14 protein-coding genes are annotated in these 18301 nt (G+C 71.7%); 5 read left to right on the top strand and 9 right to left on the bottom strand.

What is annotated here, in order from left to right; all coding sequences use genetic code 11:
* Positions 1-25: 25 nt before the first annotated feature.
* From ACZ4YL_RS38055 to ACZ4YL_RS38045, 3 genes are all read left to right on the top strand, one after another.
* On the top strand, positions 26-841 hold the full coding sequence (locus ACZ4YL_RS38055) for a DUF1684 domain-containing protein (RefSeq protein WP_468122832.1): 816 nt from the start codon (positions 26-28) through the stop codon (positions 839-841).
* A 135-nt stretch (positions 842-976) separates the two neighbouring features.
* Positions 977-1873, top strand: a complete 897-nt coding sequence (locus ACZ4YL_RS38050; protein WP_468122830.1) for a S1 family peptidase — start codon at positions 977-979, stop codon at positions 1871-1873.
* A 97-nt stretch (positions 1874-1970) separates the two neighbouring features.
* The gene (locus tag ACZ4YL_RS38045) at positions 1971-2450 is read left to right on the top strand and encodes a hypothetical protein (protein WP_468122829.1); all 480 of its coding nucleotides are present in this window, start codon (positions 1971-1973) and stop codon (positions 2448-2450) included.
* Positions 2451-2475: 25 nt separating this feature from the next.
* Here the strand turns inward: ACZ4YL_RS38045 and ACZ4YL_RS38040 are convergent, their stop codons facing one another.
* The 9 genes from ACZ4YL_RS38040 to ACZ4YL_RS38000 all read right to left on the bottom strand — a co-directional run bounded on the left by ACZ4YL_RS38040 (position 2476) and on the right by ACZ4YL_RS38000 (position 14732).
* The gene (locus ACZ4YL_RS38040) at positions 2476-3372 is read right to left on the bottom strand and encodes a DUF4231 domain-containing protein (protein ID WP_468122827.1); all 897 of its coding nucleotides are present in this window, start codon (positions 3370-3372) and stop codon (positions 2476-2478) included.
* An 85-nt stretch (positions 3373-3457) separates the two neighbouring features.
* Positions 3458-7456 carry an FxSxx-COOH system tetratricopeptide repeat protein gene (gene fxsT / locus ACZ4YL_RS38035; RefSeq protein WP_468122825.1) on the bottom strand — a complete coding sequence of 1333 codons (3999 nt, stop codon included), beginning with the start codon at positions 7454-7456 and terminating at the stop codon, positions 3458-3460.
* Positions 7440-8816, bottom strand: a complete 1377-nt coding sequence (locus ACZ4YL_RS38030) for a TIR-like protein FxsC (RefSeq protein WP_468122823.1) — start codon at positions 8814-8816, stop codon at positions 7440-7442. The genes fxsT and ACZ4YL_RS38030 overlap by 17 nt, the downstream gene beginning before the upstream one ends.
* Before the next feature lie 80 nt (positions 8817-8896).
* Positions 8897-9778, bottom strand: a complete 882-nt coding sequence (locus ACZ4YL_RS38025; protein WP_468122821.1) for an AAC(3) family N-acetyltransferase — start codon at positions 9776-9778, stop codon at positions 8897-8899.
* Entirely contained in the window at positions 9775-12027 is a 2253-nt protein-coding gene (gene fxsBH / locus ACZ4YL_RS38020) for a radical SAM/SPASM protein FxsBH, inactivated beta-hydroxylase extension form (RefSeq protein WP_468122820.1), read from the bottom strand. The genes ACZ4YL_RS38025 and fxsBH overlap by 4 nt, the downstream gene beginning before the upstream one ends.
* A gap of 28 nt (positions 12028-12055) precedes the next feature.
* Positions 12056-12220, bottom strand: a complete 165-nt coding sequence (gene fxsA, locus ACZ4YL_RS38015) for an FxSxx-COOH cyclophane-containing RiPP peptide (RefSeq protein WP_094744751.1) — start codon at positions 12218-12220, stop codon at positions 12056-12058.
* 238 nt (positions 12221-12458) lie between these two features.
* Positions 12459-12722, bottom strand: coding sequence for a hypothetical protein (locus ACZ4YL_RS38010; RefSeq protein WP_468122819.1), 264 nt, complete (start codon positions 12720-12722; stop codon positions 12459-12461).
* Between the two features lie 147 nt (positions 12723-12869).
* The gene (locus tag ACZ4YL_RS38005) at positions 12870-13772 is read right to left on the bottom strand and encodes an alpha/beta fold hydrolase (protein WP_301372113.1); all 903 of its coding nucleotides are present in this window, start codon (positions 13770-13772) and stop codon (positions 12870-12872) included.
* Positions 13773-14129: 357 nt separating this feature from the next.
* Entirely contained in the window at positions 14130-14732 is a 603-nt protein-coding gene (locus tag ACZ4YL_RS38000; RefSeq protein WP_468122818.1) for a TetR/AcrR family transcriptional regulator, read from the bottom strand.
* Between the two features lie 137 nt (positions 14733-14869).
* Between ACZ4YL_RS38000 and ACZ4YL_RS37995 the strand changes: the two genes are divergently transcribed.
* Both ACZ4YL_RS37995 and ACZ4YL_RS37990 read left to right on the top strand, forming a co-directional pair.
* Positions 14870-16264 (top strand): purine-cytosine permease family protein, encoded by a 1395-nt coding sequence (locus ACZ4YL_RS37995; protein ID WP_468122816.1) that lies wholly within the window; start codon positions 14870-14872, stop codon positions 16262-16264.
* A gap of 32 nt (positions 16265-16296) precedes the next feature.
* Positions 16297-17955 carry an amidohydrolase gene (locus ACZ4YL_RS37990; RefSeq protein WP_468122814.1) on the top strand — a complete coding sequence of 553 codons (1659 nt, stop codon included), beginning with the start codon at positions 16297-16299 and terminating at the stop codon, positions 17953-17955.
* Positions 17956-18301: the final 346 nt, after the last annotated feature.

Here is an 18301-nt window from a genome sequence, read left to right as displayed (position 1 = left end):
GACCCGTGTGGAAGGGTTGAGCGGGATGAGCGACGACGCAGACGACCCGCACGCCGCATGGCGGGAATGGCACGAGCGCAGGGCGGCGGCCGTGTCCGCGCCCTACGGCCCCCTCGCGCTGACCGGAACCTTCTGGCTCGCCGACTACCCGGAAGGTCGAATTCCGGCCGTTCCGGGGCGCTGGCGCCGGACGGAGACCGGTGTGGCGCTGACCGCCACCGCCGGGGACTCCGTCCGCCTCGACGGCGAGCCCTTCACGGGTGACGTCGTCCTGGGCGCCGACGAGGCCCCGCCCGCGAGCTCCCGGCTCTCCGCCGGGGAGCTCCGGATCGTGGTGATCCGGCGCGAGGGGGAGTGGGGCGTCCGCGTCTACGACCCCGCCTCCGAGGCCCGCCGGACCTACACCGACATCGAGGCCACCCCCTACGACCCCCACTTCGTACGGCCGGGGCGATTCCGGCCGTACGCCGAGGACCGGAGCGTCGAGGTGGAGAACGCCGACGGGCGGGCGCGCGGACTCGGCCTCGGCGGGGAGCTGGTCTTCTCCTTCGGGGGAGCCGAGCACACCCTCCAGGTCGCCGTCGACGCCGACGACGGCAGCCTCTGGGCCGTCTTCGGCGATGCCACCGGAAGGCGCTCCAGCCACCGCTTCCGTTTCCTCAAGCCCGGCATACCCGACGCGCGAGGCGCGATCGCGGTGGATTTCAACCGCTCCCTGCTGCCTCCCTGCGCCTTCGCGGACCACTTCATCTGCCCTTTCCCGCCGCCCGGGAACACGCTGCCCTTCGAGGTGACGGCGGGCGAGCGGAGGCTGAAAGCCGCTCTTGCGACCGGTATCTGACGACAGGACACTCCCGACAGCGCTTGTCAGGGGCACGGCCAAAGTTCATGCGCCCGCCGTGCCCCCGGCTGCGCCTCACGGGCTCTGGCACCCCCACAACCGCCGGGCCCCCAACCCTCTCCAGGAGGACGAGAAGTGAGGATCAAGCGCATGACCCGTACCAGGCTGCTCGCGGCGGCCACCGGCCTGGCCGCCGCCGCAGCGCTCGCCGTCCCCACGGCCGCAAGCGCGGACTCCAGCCGGGACGGCAAGGACACGGCATTCAGCGCCGACCGGCTCGCCTCGGCCGGCGCCTCCGTCCTGCGCGCCAACGTGGCGGGCACCGCCTGGCACACCGACCCCGCCACCGGAACCCTCGTGGTCTCCGCCGACTCCACGGTCTCCGAAGCCGGTATCGCGAGAATCAAGAGCGAGGCCGGAGCCGACGTCGGAGCCCTGCGCATCGAACGCATCCCCGGCAAACTCACCAAACTGGTCTCCGGCGGCGACGCCATCTACGCCACGAGCTGGCGCTGTTCGCTGGGCTTCAACGTGCGCAGCGGCAGCAACTACTACGCTCTGACCGCCGGACACTGCACCGACGGCGCGGGCACCTGGTGGAGCAACTCCGCCCGCACCAGCGTCGTGGGCTCCACGGTCGGCTCCAGCTTCCCGACCAACGACTACGGCCTCATCAAGTACGCCAGCAACACGCCGGTGCCCCCCGGGACCGTCGGCAGCCAGGACATCACCAGTGCCGTGAACGCCACGGTCAACATGTCGGTGACCAGGCGCGGCTCCACCACCGGTATCCACAGCGGCCGGGTCACCGGGCTCAACGCCACCGTCAACTACGGCGGCGGCGACATCGTCTACGGCATGATCCGCACCAACGTGTGCGCCGAACCCGGCGACAGCGGCGGCCCGCTCTACTCGGGCACCCGCGCCGTCGGCCTCACCTCCGGCGGCAGCGGCAACTGCTCCTCCGGCGGCACGACCTTCTTCCAGCCCGTGGTCGAAGCCCTCAACGCCTACGGTGTCAGCGTCTACTGACGGTGACTCACGCTCCCCCGTCGCACCCCTGGACGTCCTCCCGCCTTCTGGGAGGATGTTCCAGGCGACCGTGTCCACGGGGGAGGCTGGTTTCTGCATGAAACGAATCGGCGTGACCGGGCACCGAGCCATTCCGGACTCGGTGCTCGGCCATGTGGAGAGCGGACTGCGCGCCGTACTGGGCGGCCACGAAGGACCGTTGGAGGCCTTCTCCAGCCTCGCCGAGGGCGCGGACCAGCTGTTCGCCGCCATCGCCCTCGAACACGGCGCCGACCTCACCGTGGTGATCCCCAGCGGGGACTACGAGGACGCCTTCGAAGACGCCGAGGCCCTCGCCCGCTACCGGGGCCTCAAGAACCGGGCCACCCAGGAGGTCCGGATGGACTTCGCCCGCTCCACGGACGAGGCCTACTACGCCGCCGGCACCTACATCGCCGACTCCTGCGACCGGCTCGTCGCCGTCTGGGACGGGCAGCCCGCCCGCGGGCACGGCGGCACCGCCGAGATCGTCGCCTACGCGCGGGCGCTCGGCAAACCGGTCACCGTCATCTGGCGCGAGGGCGTGACCCGGGACTGAGCCACACCCTCCCGCCACCAGCGCCTCAACTGCTGTGCCGGGCCAGCCAGTCCGTGTGCTGCGGGGACACGTACCGCTCCGTCTCGTACACCGAGGAAGGCCACTGCGACTCGGTGATGGTCGTCTGCATCACGACCATCATCGCCGCCAGGTCCTGCTCGATCAGCGTGTGCGCCTCGATCAGCGGATGGTGGCGGCGCACCTCGTTCCAGGCGATCCCGGCCGCCGCCGCCGCGCTCAGCAGCGCGGTCAGCCTCGGCCCCGGACCCGAACCGAACGACCCCAGCAGCGCGAACAGCAGCGCCAGGCAGGTCAGCAGCACGATCGTCCACGACCACAGGTTCGTCGCCCGCCGGGACACCTCCGTGCGCCGCCGGTACCAGTTGCGCTGCTCGATCAGCCGGTCCCGGACGTACGTCTCGCGCCGCGCCTGGTAGTCCATCCCGCGCAGCCGCTGCATCGCGCCGGTGATCTCCCCGCCCTCCGGCACCGTCCCGGCGGCCCGCGGATCCTCCCAGCCCATCTTCCGCAGCTCGGCCAGACCCGCCTCCAGCCGGGTGCGGTACGTCGCCTCGGGCGCGGCGACCTCGCTGCCGAACGGCGCCCCGTGCACCGCGTACCGCCAGGCCAGGGACTTGATGAACTCCGCCGCACTGCGGTTGAGCTGCCACTGCGGGCGGGCCCGGCGCCGGGTCGCCCGCATGCCCACGCCCAGCACCCCCACGTACGCGAGCACGCTCAGCAGCCCGAAGAGGTACATCGAGCCCAGCTTCGGCCCGTCGGGCAGAGCGGCGGCCGCCGCGGCCGCGACCAGCAGCAGCAACTGGGCGCGGGTGGCCTGGGTGGACTCCCGCTGCCGGGAGATCGCCGCCTGGTCGGTGTGGTGGAAGAGGGCCGGCAGGTCCTCGTTTCGAAAGGTCATGCTGTCGGTCACAGCGCCCCCCTGCTGTCGGGTGGCGGGCGGCGGGGCCCCCGCGGTCGCGGAGCCCCCGCCGCCCTCCGTCGGATCAGACGGCGAGAGGCTCCAGGTCGCGGTGGACCCGCCGCTCGTCGCGCGCGTACCGGGTCAGGCTGTGGTCCTCGCCGAGCAGCCGGGTCAGCTCGGACACCGCCTCCGCCCGCAGCCGGGCCGCCTCCTCCTTGCGGCCCATCGAGTCCAGGCTGACCGCCATGTTGGAGCTGCTCGCCAGGGTCTCGGGATGGTGCGCCCCGAGCGCCTCGCGCAGCCGCATCACCGCGATCCGCTCCAGCTCCAGAGCGCCTTCCGGATCGCCCAGGTCGGCCAGCGTGTTGGCCAGGTTGAGATGGGCGAAGACGGTGTGCGGGTGGTTGTCGCCGAGGACGTCCCGCATCCCCCGTATCGTCTGGCGCAGCATCGTCTCCGCCGTCTCCGCGGCGCCCGTGCCCCAGTGGAAGACCGCCAGGTTGTTCACGGCCGCCAGGGTGTACGGATGCCGCTCGCCCGGCACCTTCATGTACTCGTCCACCACCTCCTGCGCCAGGTCCCGCGCCCCGCCCGGATCCCCGGTCGCGAACAGGTCCGAGGCCAGGTTGAGCTCGCAGGACAGCAGGTCCGGGTTGACGGAGGTGTACTTGGCCCGGTAGCGGGCCCGGGTGGCCGTGGTCAACCGGAGGGCGTCCTCCAGCTGGCCGGCCCGGCGCAGCGACACCGCCAGGTTCTTCGCGGCCGACAGGGTGCCGGGGAAGGCGCTCCCCAGCGTCCGCTTGTAGGTGTCGTACGTCCGGCTGAGCAGCTGCACCGAGTCCTCGTACCGGCCCACCTCGCGCAGGTCGCGCGCCAGGTTCTGCGCGGAGGACAGGGTGTACGGGTGCTCCGGCCCGAGCACCTCCGTGCGCAGGTCGTGCACCTCCTGGTCGATCTCACGGGCCCTGGTGTACTGACCCACGAGCCGCAGGTTCAGAGCCAGGTTGTTCGCGGCGGCCAGCGTGCGCGGGTGCGCCTCGTGGAAGATCTGGCTGAAGCCCTCGTGCGCCTCGGTCGCCAGCTCCATCGCCTGACCGTAATGGCCCAGCGCGCCCAGCGTGTTGGCCAGACCGCTCATGGTCATGTACGTGTGCGGGTGCGAGGGGCCGAGCACCGCCTTCTGCCGCTCCAGCGTGACCTCGTCCAGCTCCTTCGCCTCCACGAACCGGCCCTGCGAGCGCAGGATGTTCGACAGGTGGAAGCGCAGGTACAGGTACTGCAGGTCGTCGTTGCCCAGCATCTCCTTCCACGCCTCGCGCAGCTCTTCGCCGAGCGCGTACGCGGCCTTGAAATCGCCGCGCTTCCACAGATAGCGGACCCGGTCGATCAGCAGCCTGCGCGTCTCCGGTTCCTTGCAGTACCGGGCCTCCGACGGGGTGAGGTGCGACCAGATGGTGTTGAACCGCGGCCACGTCTCCGGGTTGTCGATCGGCTCGTCGTCGTCCGGCCGGGCGCCGGCCAGGATTCGGTGGACGGCGTGCCGGGCCTCCCGCTGGTCCTCCTCCGGCATCTGCGACCGGATCACGGCCTGGACCAGCCGGTGCACCTGGATGCTGTTGCTGACCTGGTCGACCTTGGCCAGCGCGAACCGGCCGATCTCCCGGATCACCCGGCCCAGCACCAGCTTCTCCTGGAGCGAGGCGTCGTAGGGCTTGAGGGCGTCGATCATCTCCTTGCTGTAGAGCAGGTTCGCGGAGATCGGCTCGGGAGCCAGGAAGGCGCACAGCTGGAGCAGCCGCACGGCCGCCGGGGAACGGGACTGCAGCCGCTCGATGGAGATGTTCCAGGTGGCGGCCACCGGCTCCGGATATCCGGGCGGCTGGTTCAGGCCCAGGACGCTCGCCGCCTGCTGGGCCAGCTGCTCGATGTACGCGGCCACCGGGGTCGCGGTCTCCGCGATCCAGGCACCCGCCTGCTCGACGGCCAGCGGCAGGTCGCCCACCGCCACCGCCACCTGCTCGGCGTCGTCCTTGCTGAGCCCGGGGGCCCGGCGCTGCAGGTGCTCGATGGACTCCTCCCGCAGGAACACGTCCACCGGCAGCGCGTCACCGTACTGCGACCAGGACTGGTTGCGGGAGGTCACCAGGACATGGCCCGGCCCGCCCGGCGGGAAGAACCGCTTGAGCGTCTCCGGATCGTCCGCGTTGTCGAAGACCAGCAGCCAGCGCGAGGAGGGAACCCCGCGCCGCAGCAGGTCGATCGCCTCCTGGGAGGCGGCCGCCATGTCCTCGCCGGTCTGCGCGCCCAGCCGCACCGCCAGCTCCGCGAGGGCCGCGACCACGTCGTCGGTCTGCTCCGAGGAGATCCACCACACCAGGTCGTAGTCGGCCATGAACCGGTGCACGTACTCCAGCGCCACCTGGGTCTTGCCGACGCCGCCGAGACCGAACAGGGTCTGCGGCTGGGGCAGCACCACGGCCATGCCCCCGCCGAGCTGGTCGCGCATCCGCTCCAGCACGATGCTGCGCCCGGTGAACCCGGGATTGCGCGGCGGCGCGTTCCAGATCTTCGGGACGGTCCCCGGGAAGCGGGGACCGGGCTGCGAGGCACTGTTGACGCTGTCGGGCAGGGCCATGGGCCGCTCCACCGCCCGCAGCAGCGCGGTGGTCGCGTGCGCCTCGTCGAGCCGGAAGAGGTCCACCGGGTTGCGGTCGATGTACGGCGTGGAGAGCCGTACGTCACCCACCCTCAGCGGCACCAGCTGGCGCCGGCCCCCGGTCGGGTCCTCGGCGGCCGCGCGCTCCCACACGTCCACGGCCCGGGCCGACTTGAGATAGGCCGTCGAGAGCAGCACCACGGTCCGGGCGGCCGTGTCGATGCTGATGCCCGCGCCCCCGAGGGTGTCCCCGGCGGCCGCTTCCGGTGCCCGCTCGGCCGAGACGTCCTTCGGCACGACCCGGAAACCGGCCCGGGTGAGCACCGACTCGATCCAGTCGGCCCACATCCGGTTCTCGGCGACGTAGGACAGGAACAGGTCGGCGGGCAGCGCCGGGCGGCGCCGGGTGAAGGCGTCCCTGATGCGCAGCCGGACCTCCTCGCCGATGACCGGCATGGAGGTGATGTGGCCTTCGGTGACCACGGCGGTGAGCCGTTCGAAGGCGGAGAGCAGGGAGTTGGTGAGCCCGGCCTCGTCGCCGAAGGTGGCCAGGGTCTCCTCGTAGGCGTAGTAGGGGCGGTACGGGATCTCCACCGCGCCCCAGTAGGAGGTGAGCTCGTCCCCGACCAGGCCGTCCGGGAAGCGGTCGAACTTGATCCGGGCCAGCGCCCGGCCGGCGTCGGCCTTCTCCTTCTCGCCCTCGTCGATGCGCATCGGGACCGGGTAGATCTTGATGCCGCGGTCGTTGAACCGCTCGTCGATCTGGCGGGCGACGGACGCGGCGCCGTCGATGGACTGGTCGGACAGGGTGAAGCAGTCGACGAGGATGTCCGGGAGGTGGACCGTGCAGATGTCGGCGATGTCGGACAGACCGGTACGGCTGTCGATCAGGACGTAGTCGTAGTTCCGCTTCATGTCGGCGCGTAAGGCGTCGAAGAAGAGCCCGCCGCCGAGCCGGTCGTAGAAGTTGTCCCAGTCGAAGGTGGAGACGGTCGCCGAGTACTCGCGGTTCTGCCGGCCCGCCGAGACGAAGTCCAGGGTGCCGCCGTCCGGGAACTCCCAGCCGTGGGTCTCCGGGGTGAGCGAGACGGCGTGCGGCTGTATCCGCGCGTAGTCCTTGTGCCAGTCGTCGGGCCGCTGCACCGGGCTGGTCGCCGCCCAGGCGTACTCGCTGATCAGATCGATGACCCCGGTGGTGGCCCCCAGCGTGGAGGGGTCCAGGAAGGGATGGAAGAAGCGGTGCAGGCCGGGCGCCTCCAGGTCCCAGTCCACGGCGAGGACCCGCTTGCCGTTCGCCGCCAGGATCCAGGCGGTGTTGGCCAGTGCCATGGTGCGGCCCGTGCCGCCCTTGTACGAATAGAAGGTGACGATGCGTCCGTCACGGCTGTCGCTGTCGCCGCCGCTGCTGTCACTGCTCGCTGTCATCCGCGTCCCCCCGGTCGGTGTCGTTGTCGTCGTTGTCGTGGAGGCCGGCCCCCGCCGGCCCGGCCCGGTGCCGGTCGGAGTCGGGCGGGAACGGGACACGGGGCGATGGCGGCCCTGGCGGCCCGTTCATCCCCATCGGCCCCAGCAACCGGGGCCGTTCGATGGAGGTGTCGCCCTTCGGCGGATACGGCTGCGCGTGTCTGAGGAACTGCTGGGCGGCGGCCTCGACCACCTGCGGCAGGATCTGGCCGAGGGTCTCCACGTTGGCCACGCCGTTCGCGGCGGCCCGGCAGGCGGCCCGGCCCTGGCTCATCGTCTTGGGCATGGTGTTCTCCAGCCGGTCGGCCAGCTCGTTCTCCTTCGACCGGCTCTGGTGGTCGTACCGGTTCCACGGCACGACCACGTTGATCCAGGGCCGGGGCTCCCGGTCGAAGGCGGCCAGGCGCCGGCGCCGCTGCTCGTCCTCCACCGCCCACCGGTCGACGATCAGGATCTCCGGCCGGGTCGGCAGCTGCTTGCTGTCGAGGTGCCCGGCCTCGTCGTCGAAGGAGGACATGGTGGTCTGGTAGTTGAGGTTCTTGACCAGGTCCTCGGCGACGTAGGCGATGGGCCGCTGGGCGACCGGGTGGTACGGGTTCCACTCCAGCGCGGTGTCCCCGTAGTACTCGGGGGTGCGGCCCTCGGGCAGATCGTGCCGGGAGGCGGCGGCCACGGTCACGTGCAGGGTGCGGGCCGGACTGCCGCTGGAGCCGAAGGCGCTCGGTACGTTGCGGTAGTCCAGCGGGCGGATGGGGTCCAGGTGGGCGGTCTCGGCGACCTGGACGATGCGCCGGGCGAGCTCGTAGACGGCCTGCTCGTACTGCTCGGCGTAACCGCGCAGTTTGATCAGCCCGTACAGGCCGTCGGTGACGTAGCGCTCGCCGAAGGTGTTGTGGTTGAACTGCAACCGCTCGGCCGGGCCGGGGAGTTGCTCCGGAGGCACCGGCACCCATAACGCGGGCACGATGGCCTCGGCCTGTTTGTTGCTGACCGCGCCGTGCTGTACGGCGCGCTGCGCGAAGGCGAACCACTCCTTCCCGCACATCTCGCTGGCGAAGTAGCGCGGCGAGAACAGGGGAACGAAGACCCGGCAGTTGGCGAGTGCCCGGGCGAGCCGTTCGGACCAGCCCTCGCCGCTGCGTATCTCCCGGTCCATGAACCCGACGTCGTACCCGGCGCGCAGGTCCGTCAGCGCCATGACATGCCCGCAGAGATCACGGAACAGGCGCTCGACCCACATGTCCGGGTCGGGGCCCCCGGCCCCGAACCTCGGTGTATGTGCGTAACTGAGAAAAAAGTACGGCTCCCCTGATGCGGGCACACGACCCCCGTCCCGAAGATGCGAAGCGAAGAAACATCATTCCGGAGCTGCTTCGCCACATCCCCTCATCGTTCAGTCAATCAGCGTCTGTTTTCGGTCATCCAGTCAAGGGCGTGATCGACGGCCTCCGGGAGGGAGAAGAGCATGGTCGACGCACCTCCCACCCGCCCCCTGCGCACCCGTGAATCCGGGAACGCGTCACCGATCTCCGCGAAATCGCTGTCGTCCAGCGCGACGTCCTCGTATGCGGTCCACTCCCCCTCCTGCCGGTGCCTTTGCAGCCCCGGAAGGTTCACCTTCACCACACACTCGTACATGCGCAAGGGGGGCTTCGGAATTCGGTACTCCGCGAGATGGAAAGCGGTGCAGACCGAAAACCCCACATTGATCATGAGTACCTGCCCGCCCTCCCAGCACAGCTTTCCCAGGGGTGACTCTTCCCCCAGATGGCTTTCGAGGCGATGCCCCGAGCACAGCCGCTCCGCGTCCGCCCCGAGGGCCGCGAAGGAGGTCTGCGGGTGGGCGCTGCGCGCGGCGCCCGGTGCGGTGCGGACGGCCTCCGCCAGGGACCCCATGCCCTGGCTCGGGGTGCTCACCGGGTCGAACGCGGACATCCGCTCGCGGAAGGCCCGCACCCCGGCCTCGTCCAGACCGCGGATCCGCTCCAGGTGGGCGGTGGAGGTCTTGGAGTTCTCCGGGGTGAACGCCGGGACCACCAGGGTGCCGCGCGGCCCGAGGACGCCCGTCAGGGCGTCGCGCAGCAGCTCCGCGCGCAGCCCGGTCCCGCCGAGGGCGGAGTGCACCATGAGCCGCATGCCGGGGCGGACCCCGGCCAGCCGCAACTGCACGGCGAGCCGGAGCCTGCCGGGCGCGGAGGAGGGCGCGGAGGAGGGCGCGGAGGACCGCGTGGGGGACGGCGTGGGGGACGGCGCGGAGGGCCGCGCCCGGGAGGGCGCGGTCACGCGTCGACCGTCTTCAGTTCGTAGCGGAGCTCCGCGACCAGGCTCTTCCCGGTGACGGTCAGCTCGGCCGCCTCCGAGAGCTGGTCCAGGGCCCGGTGGATACGGTCCGAGCCACCCGGCTCGGGCGTCGCCGTGGCCCGTCGGTACGCCTCCACCGCCACCCGCTCGTGCACGTCCGCCAGCAGCCGGGACACCGGTACCGGCCGCTCCCGCCACGGCGAGCGGTGCTGCCACTGACCGTCCAGCGCGTACAGGTCGGCCACCTCGGTCAGCGCCCGCAGCCTGGTCCGCCGCCGCCCGGTCAGCAGCGCCAGCGCGGTCTCCCGCACCCCCGCCGCGTACGGCACCCCGAGCGCCCCCGGCCCGTGCCGCCCGGCCTCGCCCCAGCCGCCCGCCCGCGGGCCGCCCGCGAGCGGGGTCAGCGTGGTCAGCCCGGTGGCCGCCGCCCGGGCGAACTCCGGCACCGCCTTGTGCAGCAGCGCCCACGCCCGGTCCAGCCTGCCCCGCCATTCCTCGGCCTCCCCGGCGCCGAGGCGGAGCCTGGGCGGGCGGGGGAAGCAGTTGCGGTACGGGTCGAGGTCCTCCAGGGCCACCGGGGCCGCGTCCGGCCCGGGCGACCAGGTGCGTACGGGCTGCCAGCGGGCGTCCCCCGCCGTGGGCCCGAAGCGGTGCTCGGTGCGGCCGTCCCGTACGGCGTACCCCTCGGCGGTGACGTGCAGCGCGGCCCGGCCCTCCGTGCCGGGCTCCCCGAGCCGCAGCAGCCCCAGCGTCGGCAGGTACACCTCGCCGTCCCGGTAGGCCACCTCGGCCGGCAGGTCCAGCCCGCCGCGGAGCACGGCCGCGGCGGCCAGCGCGGTCAGCCTGCGCGCCGCCTCCGGGGCGTCCTGCCTGCCGTCGCGGGCGGCGTCCAGGGCCGCCAGCACCCAGGTCCGGGTGAAGGGGTGGTCCAGTACGGCGTCCAGCGCGTCCGGGCCCGCCTCCCCGGCCCCCTCCACGGCGGTCAGCAGCTCCCAGGCGCGCGCCCAGCCGGGGTCCGCGGCGAGGTCCGCGTGCAGCCGGGCCAGCAGGATCCGGGTCAGCTCCTCCTGGGAGCGGGCGAGTTCGGCCGGGTCGGTCAGCTGCGGCGCGGTCTCCCGCGGAGCGGTGCGGCCCTCGACCCCGTCCACGAGCTCGCGCAGGTCGGTGCAGTAGACGGAGGGGTTGTCGAAGCCGTTCCGGTCGCGGTAGCGGTGGGTGTAGAGCCCGCCCCCGCACGAACGTACGACGGGGCACCGGCGGCACGAGTCGCTGACGCCCGCGAGGCCCAGCTGCCGGGCGCGGACCCCGGGATGGGCCGCGACCTGGTCAAACGTGTGGTCGAAGACATTGAAGCCGGTGGCCGCGGCCCCCTCGAAGGCACTCTTGAGGGAGTCCACCTGTTCCAGGGTCCCGTCGGTCTCGACGACGACGAGGTCGGTGGGCGCGAGGCCGAGCGACTCGGTGAGGCTGGGGCCGCCGCGCAGGGTGGAGAGCAGGGACTCGAAGAGCCGTACGGGTACCGGGCGGCCCAGCCGGTCCCAGTGGTCGAAGATCCGCAGCAGCCAGCGCGCGTAGGCGTCGGGGGCGCCGTCGGGACGGGCCGGGGGTGTTTCCCAGGTGGCGTGGGGGAGTAGGAAGTCCACGCGCGGGGGCTCCAGTTCGACCAGCGCGTCCAGGACGGCGACGGGGTCGTTGGCCACGTCCACGGTGCAGAGCAGGCCCTGGTAGAGGTGGCGGTACGGCTCGGAGCGGAGCAGTGCGACGGCGGCCAGGACCAGCGGGTGGCTCGTACGGCCGTCGGCGAAGCGGCGGTGGCGGTCGTTGGCGGCGCGGTCCCCGTCGAGGGAGATGCCGACCCGGACGCCGTACTCGTCGAACAGGTCGAGGTAACGGGTGCTGAGCTGGAGCCCGTTGGTATGGATCCGCAGGTCGAGGGCGGCGATCCCGCTGAGCGCCCGGCTGAACTCCTCGCACACGAGGCGGAGCCGGGTCGTGCCCGCCAACAGGGGTTCCCCTCCATGGAGAATCACCGTGACGGAGGGGAGTGCATGGTCACGGGCATGTTCGGCGAGCCTGGACGCGGTATGCGAAATAACCTCGGGGGAGATCACTTTCGGCTGGGCTCGCCAGCTCTGATCTGCGTGTTCGTAGACATAGCAATGATCACAAGCAAGATCGCATCTGCTGTGAACCTTTAGGACGATCTCGCGAAATGCGATCAGGCCGGTCATTCCACCAGTCTAGAGCGCCGAGTTCGGGTCAGAGCGCGGAGTTGAAGATCGGTGCCTGAACCGGACGAGCAGATTCGGCCGGCAGCACGCGACCGAGCGTCGTCGCCGCGGACGCGGTGTGGACGTCGATCTTGCCGAGCGGGACCCGGTGGGCCTTGACCGAGCTGGTCGCGGGGGATGCTGAAGTGTTCACGGCACCGTCCTTGGGGAAGCCATGTGGAATGGACATGTGAATGACAACGGCTACATGCTGCTGTCAAGCAGGGACTTTACTAGGACAGTCCCCCTTGGCAACACGAGACATGACGCCTGGTCAAGACTTCCATGCAATGCGCGGCGGATTTCTCAAGAGGGCGGATTCGGCCGTTTGCCGCAAGGAAAGATCCTTTTCATCGCCGGGAGTCCCGGCGGCGGCCCTGTCCGGACCGGACCTACGCCGGCCGCACCCCGCTGACCTGGTGCGATGCGAGGGCGTGTCCCGTCGGCCGGGAGTCCGGCCCGGCCGACGCGGAACCGCCCCCGCCGAACAGCAGGAAGAGCGCGGTGATCACCGCGGCGGCGGCGCCGATCGCGCCGACGATGTCCCCCTTGGACGCGGCCCCGGCGGCGGCCCTGGTGTGCTTGTACACGGCGTGGCCGACGAGGAGCCCGACGGCGAGGATGAGCAGGCCGACGTCGTCGATGTGCAGGGTCATGGGACAGCCTCCACGGCTCGTGGGGCCCACCCGTCGAGTGGTGGCGGGCCCGGCGACGCGGACCTTACTGCGAACAACCCATGCGTAACGGCATGGCGATCGCTGCCCATTTGGGTAGGGTTCGAGCGCCTATGGAGTCAACAACCGCTAGGCGGGCTGCTGTTCGTTGAGATCCGGCGCCGGAAGGTCGCGCAGCAGCCAGTTCAGTACGTCGGGCAGCGCGCGCAGGGAGGCGAAGTGCGCGGCGGCGGGAACGATGTTGGTCGTGGCCCCGGGGATGCGGCGGGCCAGCCAGCGGGAGTGGCCCACGGGGGAGAACACGTCGAGCTCGCCGTGCCAGATCAGCACCGGACAGCGGATGTCGGCGGGGTCGAAGCCCCAGGGGCGGCTGAAGGCGAGGACGTCGTCGATCCATCCGTACGCCGAATGGCGCAGCCCCTCGCGGTAGTTCCGCAGGAGCATCGACCGCAGGCCGGCGTCCGAGACGATCATGCGGTCGTTGTCGGTCAGCTCCCGGCGCAGTTCGTCCAGCAGCCGGCCGGGGTCCTTGCGGATGCCGTCGGCGCGCGGGATCAGCCGGGCCGCCAGCTCCTCGGGGTCGTCGGTGGCGGTGGTGTACTCCCGTACGTTCGACGCGGCCATCCCGGCGAACCAGTCCAGGTCCTCCGCGTCCCGGGGGGCGAGGCCGACCATTCCCGCGGTCCGGGTGACCCGGTCCGGGAGGAGGGCGGCACAGGCCAGTGCTCCGGCTGCGCCGCCGGAGCGGCCGGCGACCGCGAAGGTGTCCAGTCCGAGGGCGTCGGCGATGGCGGCCACGTCCTGGGCCACGTCGGCGACCGTGCGGCCCACATGGCGGTCGGAGCCGCCGTAGCCGGGTCTGTCGTAGGCGATGAGCTGCATCCGGCGCTGGTAGAGGACCATGCCCCGGGGGGCCGGGCCGAGGCGGCTGCCGGGCATGCCGTGCAGCAGAAAGACGGGTTTACCGTCGGGATCGCCCCAGCGCTCCACGGTCAGAGCGCGCCCGTCCGCTGTGCGCACCTGATTGCGCACGCGCTCCCTCCTTCACGGTCGATGTGAGTCGTCATCGCGATTGTGCGCGCTGGGGGAGGAGTGCGGTAGGGCGCACTTCCGGCGGAATTCTTGTGAATGCCTTCACGAGCCCGGGAAGGCCTTTGTTCCTCATGCATATGCCCTGGTCAAGGGGGTGTACCGGGGGAGTGAACGGGCGTGAACGGATGCCCGGTCGCCGTGAAAGGCCTTTTCGGTGCGGCGGCTTCCGCTTTTGGCTGTCGAATTGACTCGCGGGGCCGAGTCGTCGGGCCGAGTCATCGAGCCGAGTCGGCAGGCCGGGAAAAGGAGGGAAGTTCCTGACCCGCCGGCGCGAGAAGCGCCGATCGGGCCCTCGTCTCAGACGCGGGGCACGAGCAGGGCCGCCGCCGAGCGGGCCTGCTCCAGGGCGCGGGCGCGGTCCGCGCCGCGCTGGCCCAGGACGACCCGGGTGCTCAGGCCGTCCAGCAGGGCGAGCAGCTCCGAGGCCCGCGCGGGCACGTCCATGGGCACGAAACGGCCCTGGTCCACGCCCTTGGCCAGGAGTGCCTCCAGGTCCCGCTGCCAGCTGTCGTCGATCTCCTCCTGGGCGGCCTTCAGCGGCTGGTTGGAGGCGGTACGGGCCCACAGCTCGATCCACAGCGTCCAGCGCGGGTCGCGGGGGCCCTCGGGGAGGTAGAGCTCCAGGAACTGGTCCAGCTTGCGCGCCGCCGTCACCCTGCGGCCCAGCAGTGCCCGGCGCTCCCCGGTGAGCTGCTCCTCGCTCCAGCGCAGGGCCTCCAGCAGGAGCCGGTCCTTGCTGCCGAAGTAGTACAGGATGTGGCCCCCGCTGGTGCCGAGGCGCTCGGCCAGCGCGGACATGGTGAGCGCGGCCAGTCCGTCCTCGGCGATGGCCGCCATGGCCTCTTCCAGCATCCGCTCCTGGGCGATCTGCCCGTCGCGCCGCCGTGCTGCTCCCGCCACCGCTCCCGCCCTCCGGATCTTCCTGGTCCGACCTTATCCCGGACAGGGTCTTGACGGGGTCGAGGTCCAGCCCTCATCTTGAATGCCATTCAAGAAATTAGAACGCCATTCAAGATCGTTCAAGGTCAGGGGTCCTCATGGGGCAGCAGGAGACAGTCGACGTCGACGAGGTGTTCCGGGTCGAAACACACGGGATCGACCCGATTCCGGACGCCGAACGCCATGGCAGCGCCAAGGACCTCTTCTGGCTCTGGTTCGGCTCCAACCTCACCTTCACCTACGTGATCAACGGCGCCCTCGCCGTCGCCTTCGGGCTTTCCTTCTGGCAGGCCACCGCCGTGGTCGTGATCGGCGGACTCTCCTTCTTCGCCATCAGCGCCGCCGGACTCAGCGGCATCCGCACCGGCACCGCCACCCTGGTCATCTCCCGCGCCACCTTCGGGGTGCGCGGCAACTTCCCGGCCGGCGTCCTCAACTGGGTGGTGAGCATCGGCTACACCATCGTCAACACCGTGGTGGGCACCCTCGCGCTGGAAGTCTTCTTCGCCGAGATCGGCTGGCAGAGCGGCACGGCCGGCCGCGCCGTCGCCCTGCTGGTCACCCTCGCGCTGACCTTCGCCGTCGCCATGTGGGGCCACGCCACCGTGCAGTTCGCCGAACGCTGGATGGCCTACGTCCTCGCCGCCGGCTTCGGCGTCCTGCTCCTCTTCGTCCTGCCCGGCGCCGACACCGCCGCCCCGGCCGCCGCCGCACCCGGGCTCTCCGGCTGGAGCCTCGCCTTCGTGGTCATGCTCGCCGGACCCTTCTCGTACCTGCCGATGCCCGCCGACTACACCCGCTACCTGCCCCGGACCACCTCGCTGAAGTCCATCACCTGGATGGGCGCCCTCGGCGGCTTCCTCTCCTCGGTGGCCCTCGGCGTCGCGGGCGTCGCCGCCGCCACCCAGACCGACATGACCGACGCGGTCGCCGGAGCCGAGAGCCTGCTGCCCGGCTGGTTCCAGCCGCTGTTCCTGGCCCTCGTGCTCGGCGGCTCGGTCACCAACTCGATCATCACCCTCTACTCCTCCAGCCTGAACCTCCAGGTCCTCGGCATCCCGTGGAGCCGCGCCCGGGCCATCGTCATCAGCGCCGCCGTCACCGCCGCCGGCTCGCTCGCCGCGCTCTTCCTCACCGACTTCACCACCTCCCTCCTCTCCTTCCTCTCCCTGCTGATCATCGTGTTCGCCCCCTGGGGCGGAGTCTTCCTCGCCGACATGCTGCTGCGCCGCTGCCACTACGACGCCGACGCGCTGCACGCCGGGAGCGCGGGCGCCTACTGGTACCGCTCCGGCTACCACCCCGCCGGCATCACCGCCCTGCTCGCCGGCATGGCCTTCGCCGCCCTGACCTGCGACTCCGAGCTGTGGACCGGGCCCCTGGTCGCCCCGCTCGGCGGCGCCGACCTCACCCTGCTCGGCTCGGTCGTCTCCGGACTCACCTACTGGGCCCTCACCCGCCGCCGGGTCGCGGCGTACGCCCCGGCCGCCTGAACGACACCGCACACGCAATGGAGCACCCCCACATGGCACGCCACCCCTTCCCCGCCGACCTGCTGCTCACCGGAGCCCGGATCCACACCGTCGACCCCGGCCGGCCCGAGGCCGAGGCCCTCGCCGTCCACGACGGGCGCATCGTCTGGGTCGGCGCGGACGACGAGGCCGCCGCCTGGGCCGGCCCGGACACCGAGCGGATCGACGCGGGCGGCAAGCTCGTCCTGCCCGGCTTCATCGACGCCCACAACCACGTCCGGCTCGGCTCCGACGCGGACTGCGTCCAACTCGCCGGGGTGCGCACCCTCGAAGGCATCCACGAGCGGATCCTGGCCTGGCGGGAGGTCAACCCGGACGCCGGCTGGATCGAGGCCGAGGCCTTCGACTACTCCGCCATCCCGGGCGGGCGGATGCCGTGCGCCGCCGACCTGGACCCGGTCACCGGGGACACCCCGGCGATCGTGCTCTCGTACGACGTGCACACGGCCTGGCTGAACACGGCGGCCATGCGGCGGCTCGGGGTCTCGCGGGACCGCACCGACCTCCCCTTCGGCACGGCGGCGGTGGACCCGGAGACCGGCGAACCCACCGGATTCGTCAAGGACTTCGCCATCAAGGGACTCTCCCGCGACGGCCACCGGGCCCTGCGCGAGCTGGGCGTGCCGTGGGCCTCGCCGGACCGGCAGTACGGGCGGCTCGCCAAGAGCCTCGACGACGCCATCGGCTACGGCATCACCACGGTGGTCGAGCCGCAGAACTCCCTCGACGACCTCGAACTCTTCGAACGGGCCCGCTCCGAAGGGCGGTTGCGCTCACGGATCGTCGCGGCACTGTTCCACCCGCGCGGCACCGGCGACGCCGACCTGGACGAATTCGCCGACGCGGCCCGGAGGTTCGCCGGGGACCGGCTGCGGGTCGGCCCGCTCAAGCTGTACATCGACGACGTGGTGGAACCGCGTACGGCCGCACTGCTGGAGCCGTACACCGGATGCGGCGCGCACCGGGGCGAGACCTTCTACCCGGCGGAGGAGTTCGCGGAACTGCTGGCGAAGCTGGACGCCCGCGGCTTCCAGTGCTTCGTGCACGCGACCGGCGACCGGGGCATCCGGACCGTCCTGGACGCGGTGGAGCACGCGCGGACCCTCAACGGCCCGCGCGACGCCCGCCACCAGGTGGTCCACGTGGAGTGCCTGGACCCGGCGGACGTACCGCGCTTCGCGGAGCTCGGCGTGATCGCGTGCATGCAGCCGAGGCACTGCGCGCCGGAGATCGCGGGCCCCGGCCAGGACTGGGCGGAGAACGTGGGCGAGGACCGCTGGCACAAGGCCTGGCCGATGCGGAGCCTGCACGAGGCGGGGGCGGTGCTGGCGTTCTCCAGCGACTGGAACGTGGCGGAGATGGACCCGATGGTCGGCATCTACACGGCGGTGACGCGCCGCCCGCTGTCCGGCGGCGGCCCCGCCTGGCAGCCGGCCGAGACGGTGGACGTGGCGACGGCCGTGTACGGCTACACGATGGGCTCGGCCCAAGCCAACTTCCTTGAGCAGGAACGCGGCTCCCTCACGGTGGGCAAGGCGGCGGACTTCGTGATCCTGTCCCGGGACATCCTCACCGTCCCGGCGGACGAGATCCCGGGCACGGTCGCCGAGACGGTCGTGGTGGCGGGCGAGGTGGTCCACCGGAAGTCCTGACCCCCCTGTGGTCGGCTCGGCGGTGCCCGTGCGGGGTGCCCGGCGGTCGGCTCGGCGGTGTGGCTTCCCTGCCGTGGTGGGTCGCCTCAATCGCCGGCGGGGCCGGTCCCTTGCGGGGGGCTTGGTGGTGTGCGGCGGGTCCGGATCCATGCCGGGCGCTGCCCGGGCCCCGGCGGTCGGCTCGGCGGTGTGGCTTCCGTGCCGTGGTGGGTCGCCTCAATCGCCGGCGGGGCTGGGTGGTGTGGGTCGGGGCCCCGCACGAGGGTCTCCTCGGCTCGCGCCAGGCGGCCGTGGTTCTGCCAGACGGCCTGGGTTGCGCGCTCGTCCTGCGGGGACCCTCCTGCGT

It is taken from the genome of Streptomyces sp. NPDC030021, from assembly GCF_055574035.1.
This window is presented reverse-complemented; position numbering and strand designations above follow the sequence as displayed.

What these genes read in the sequence shown, in the direction of transcription:
- ACZ4YL_RS37995 (WP_468122816.1), top strand. Translation starts at nt 14,870, where the DNA reads ATGGGGCAGCAGGAGACAGTCGACGTCGACGAGGTGTTCCGGGTCGAA.
- fxsT (WP_468122825.1), bottom strand. Translation starts at nt 7,456, where the DNA reads ATGACAGCGAGCAGTGACAGCAGCGGCGGCGACAGCGACAGCCGTGAC.
- ACZ4YL_RS38055 (WP_468122832.1), top strand. Translation starts at nt 26, where the DNA reads ATGAGCGACGACGCAGACGACCCGCACGCCGCATGGCGGGAATGGCAC.
- ACZ4YL_RS38010 (WP_468122819.1), bottom strand. Translation starts at nt 12,722, where the DNA reads ATGACCCTGCACATCGACGACGTCGGCCTGCTCATCCTCGCCGTCGGG.
- ACZ4YL_RS38045 (WP_468122829.1), top strand. Translation starts at nt 1,971, where the DNA reads ATGAAACGAATCGGCGTGACCGGGCACCGAGCCATTCCGGACTCGGTG.
- fxsBH (WP_468122820.1), bottom strand. Translation starts at nt 12,027, where the DNA reads ATGACCGGCCTGATCGCATTTCGCGAGATCGTCCTAAAGGTTCACAGC.
- ACZ4YL_RS38040 (WP_468122827.1), bottom strand. Translation starts at nt 3,372, where the DNA reads ATGACCTTTCGAAACGAGGACCTGCCGGCCCTCTTCCACCACACCGAC.
- ACZ4YL_RS37990 (WP_468122814.1), top strand. Translation starts at nt 16,297, where the DNA reads ATGGCACGCCACCCCTTCCCCGCCGACCTGCTGCTCACCGGAGCCCGG.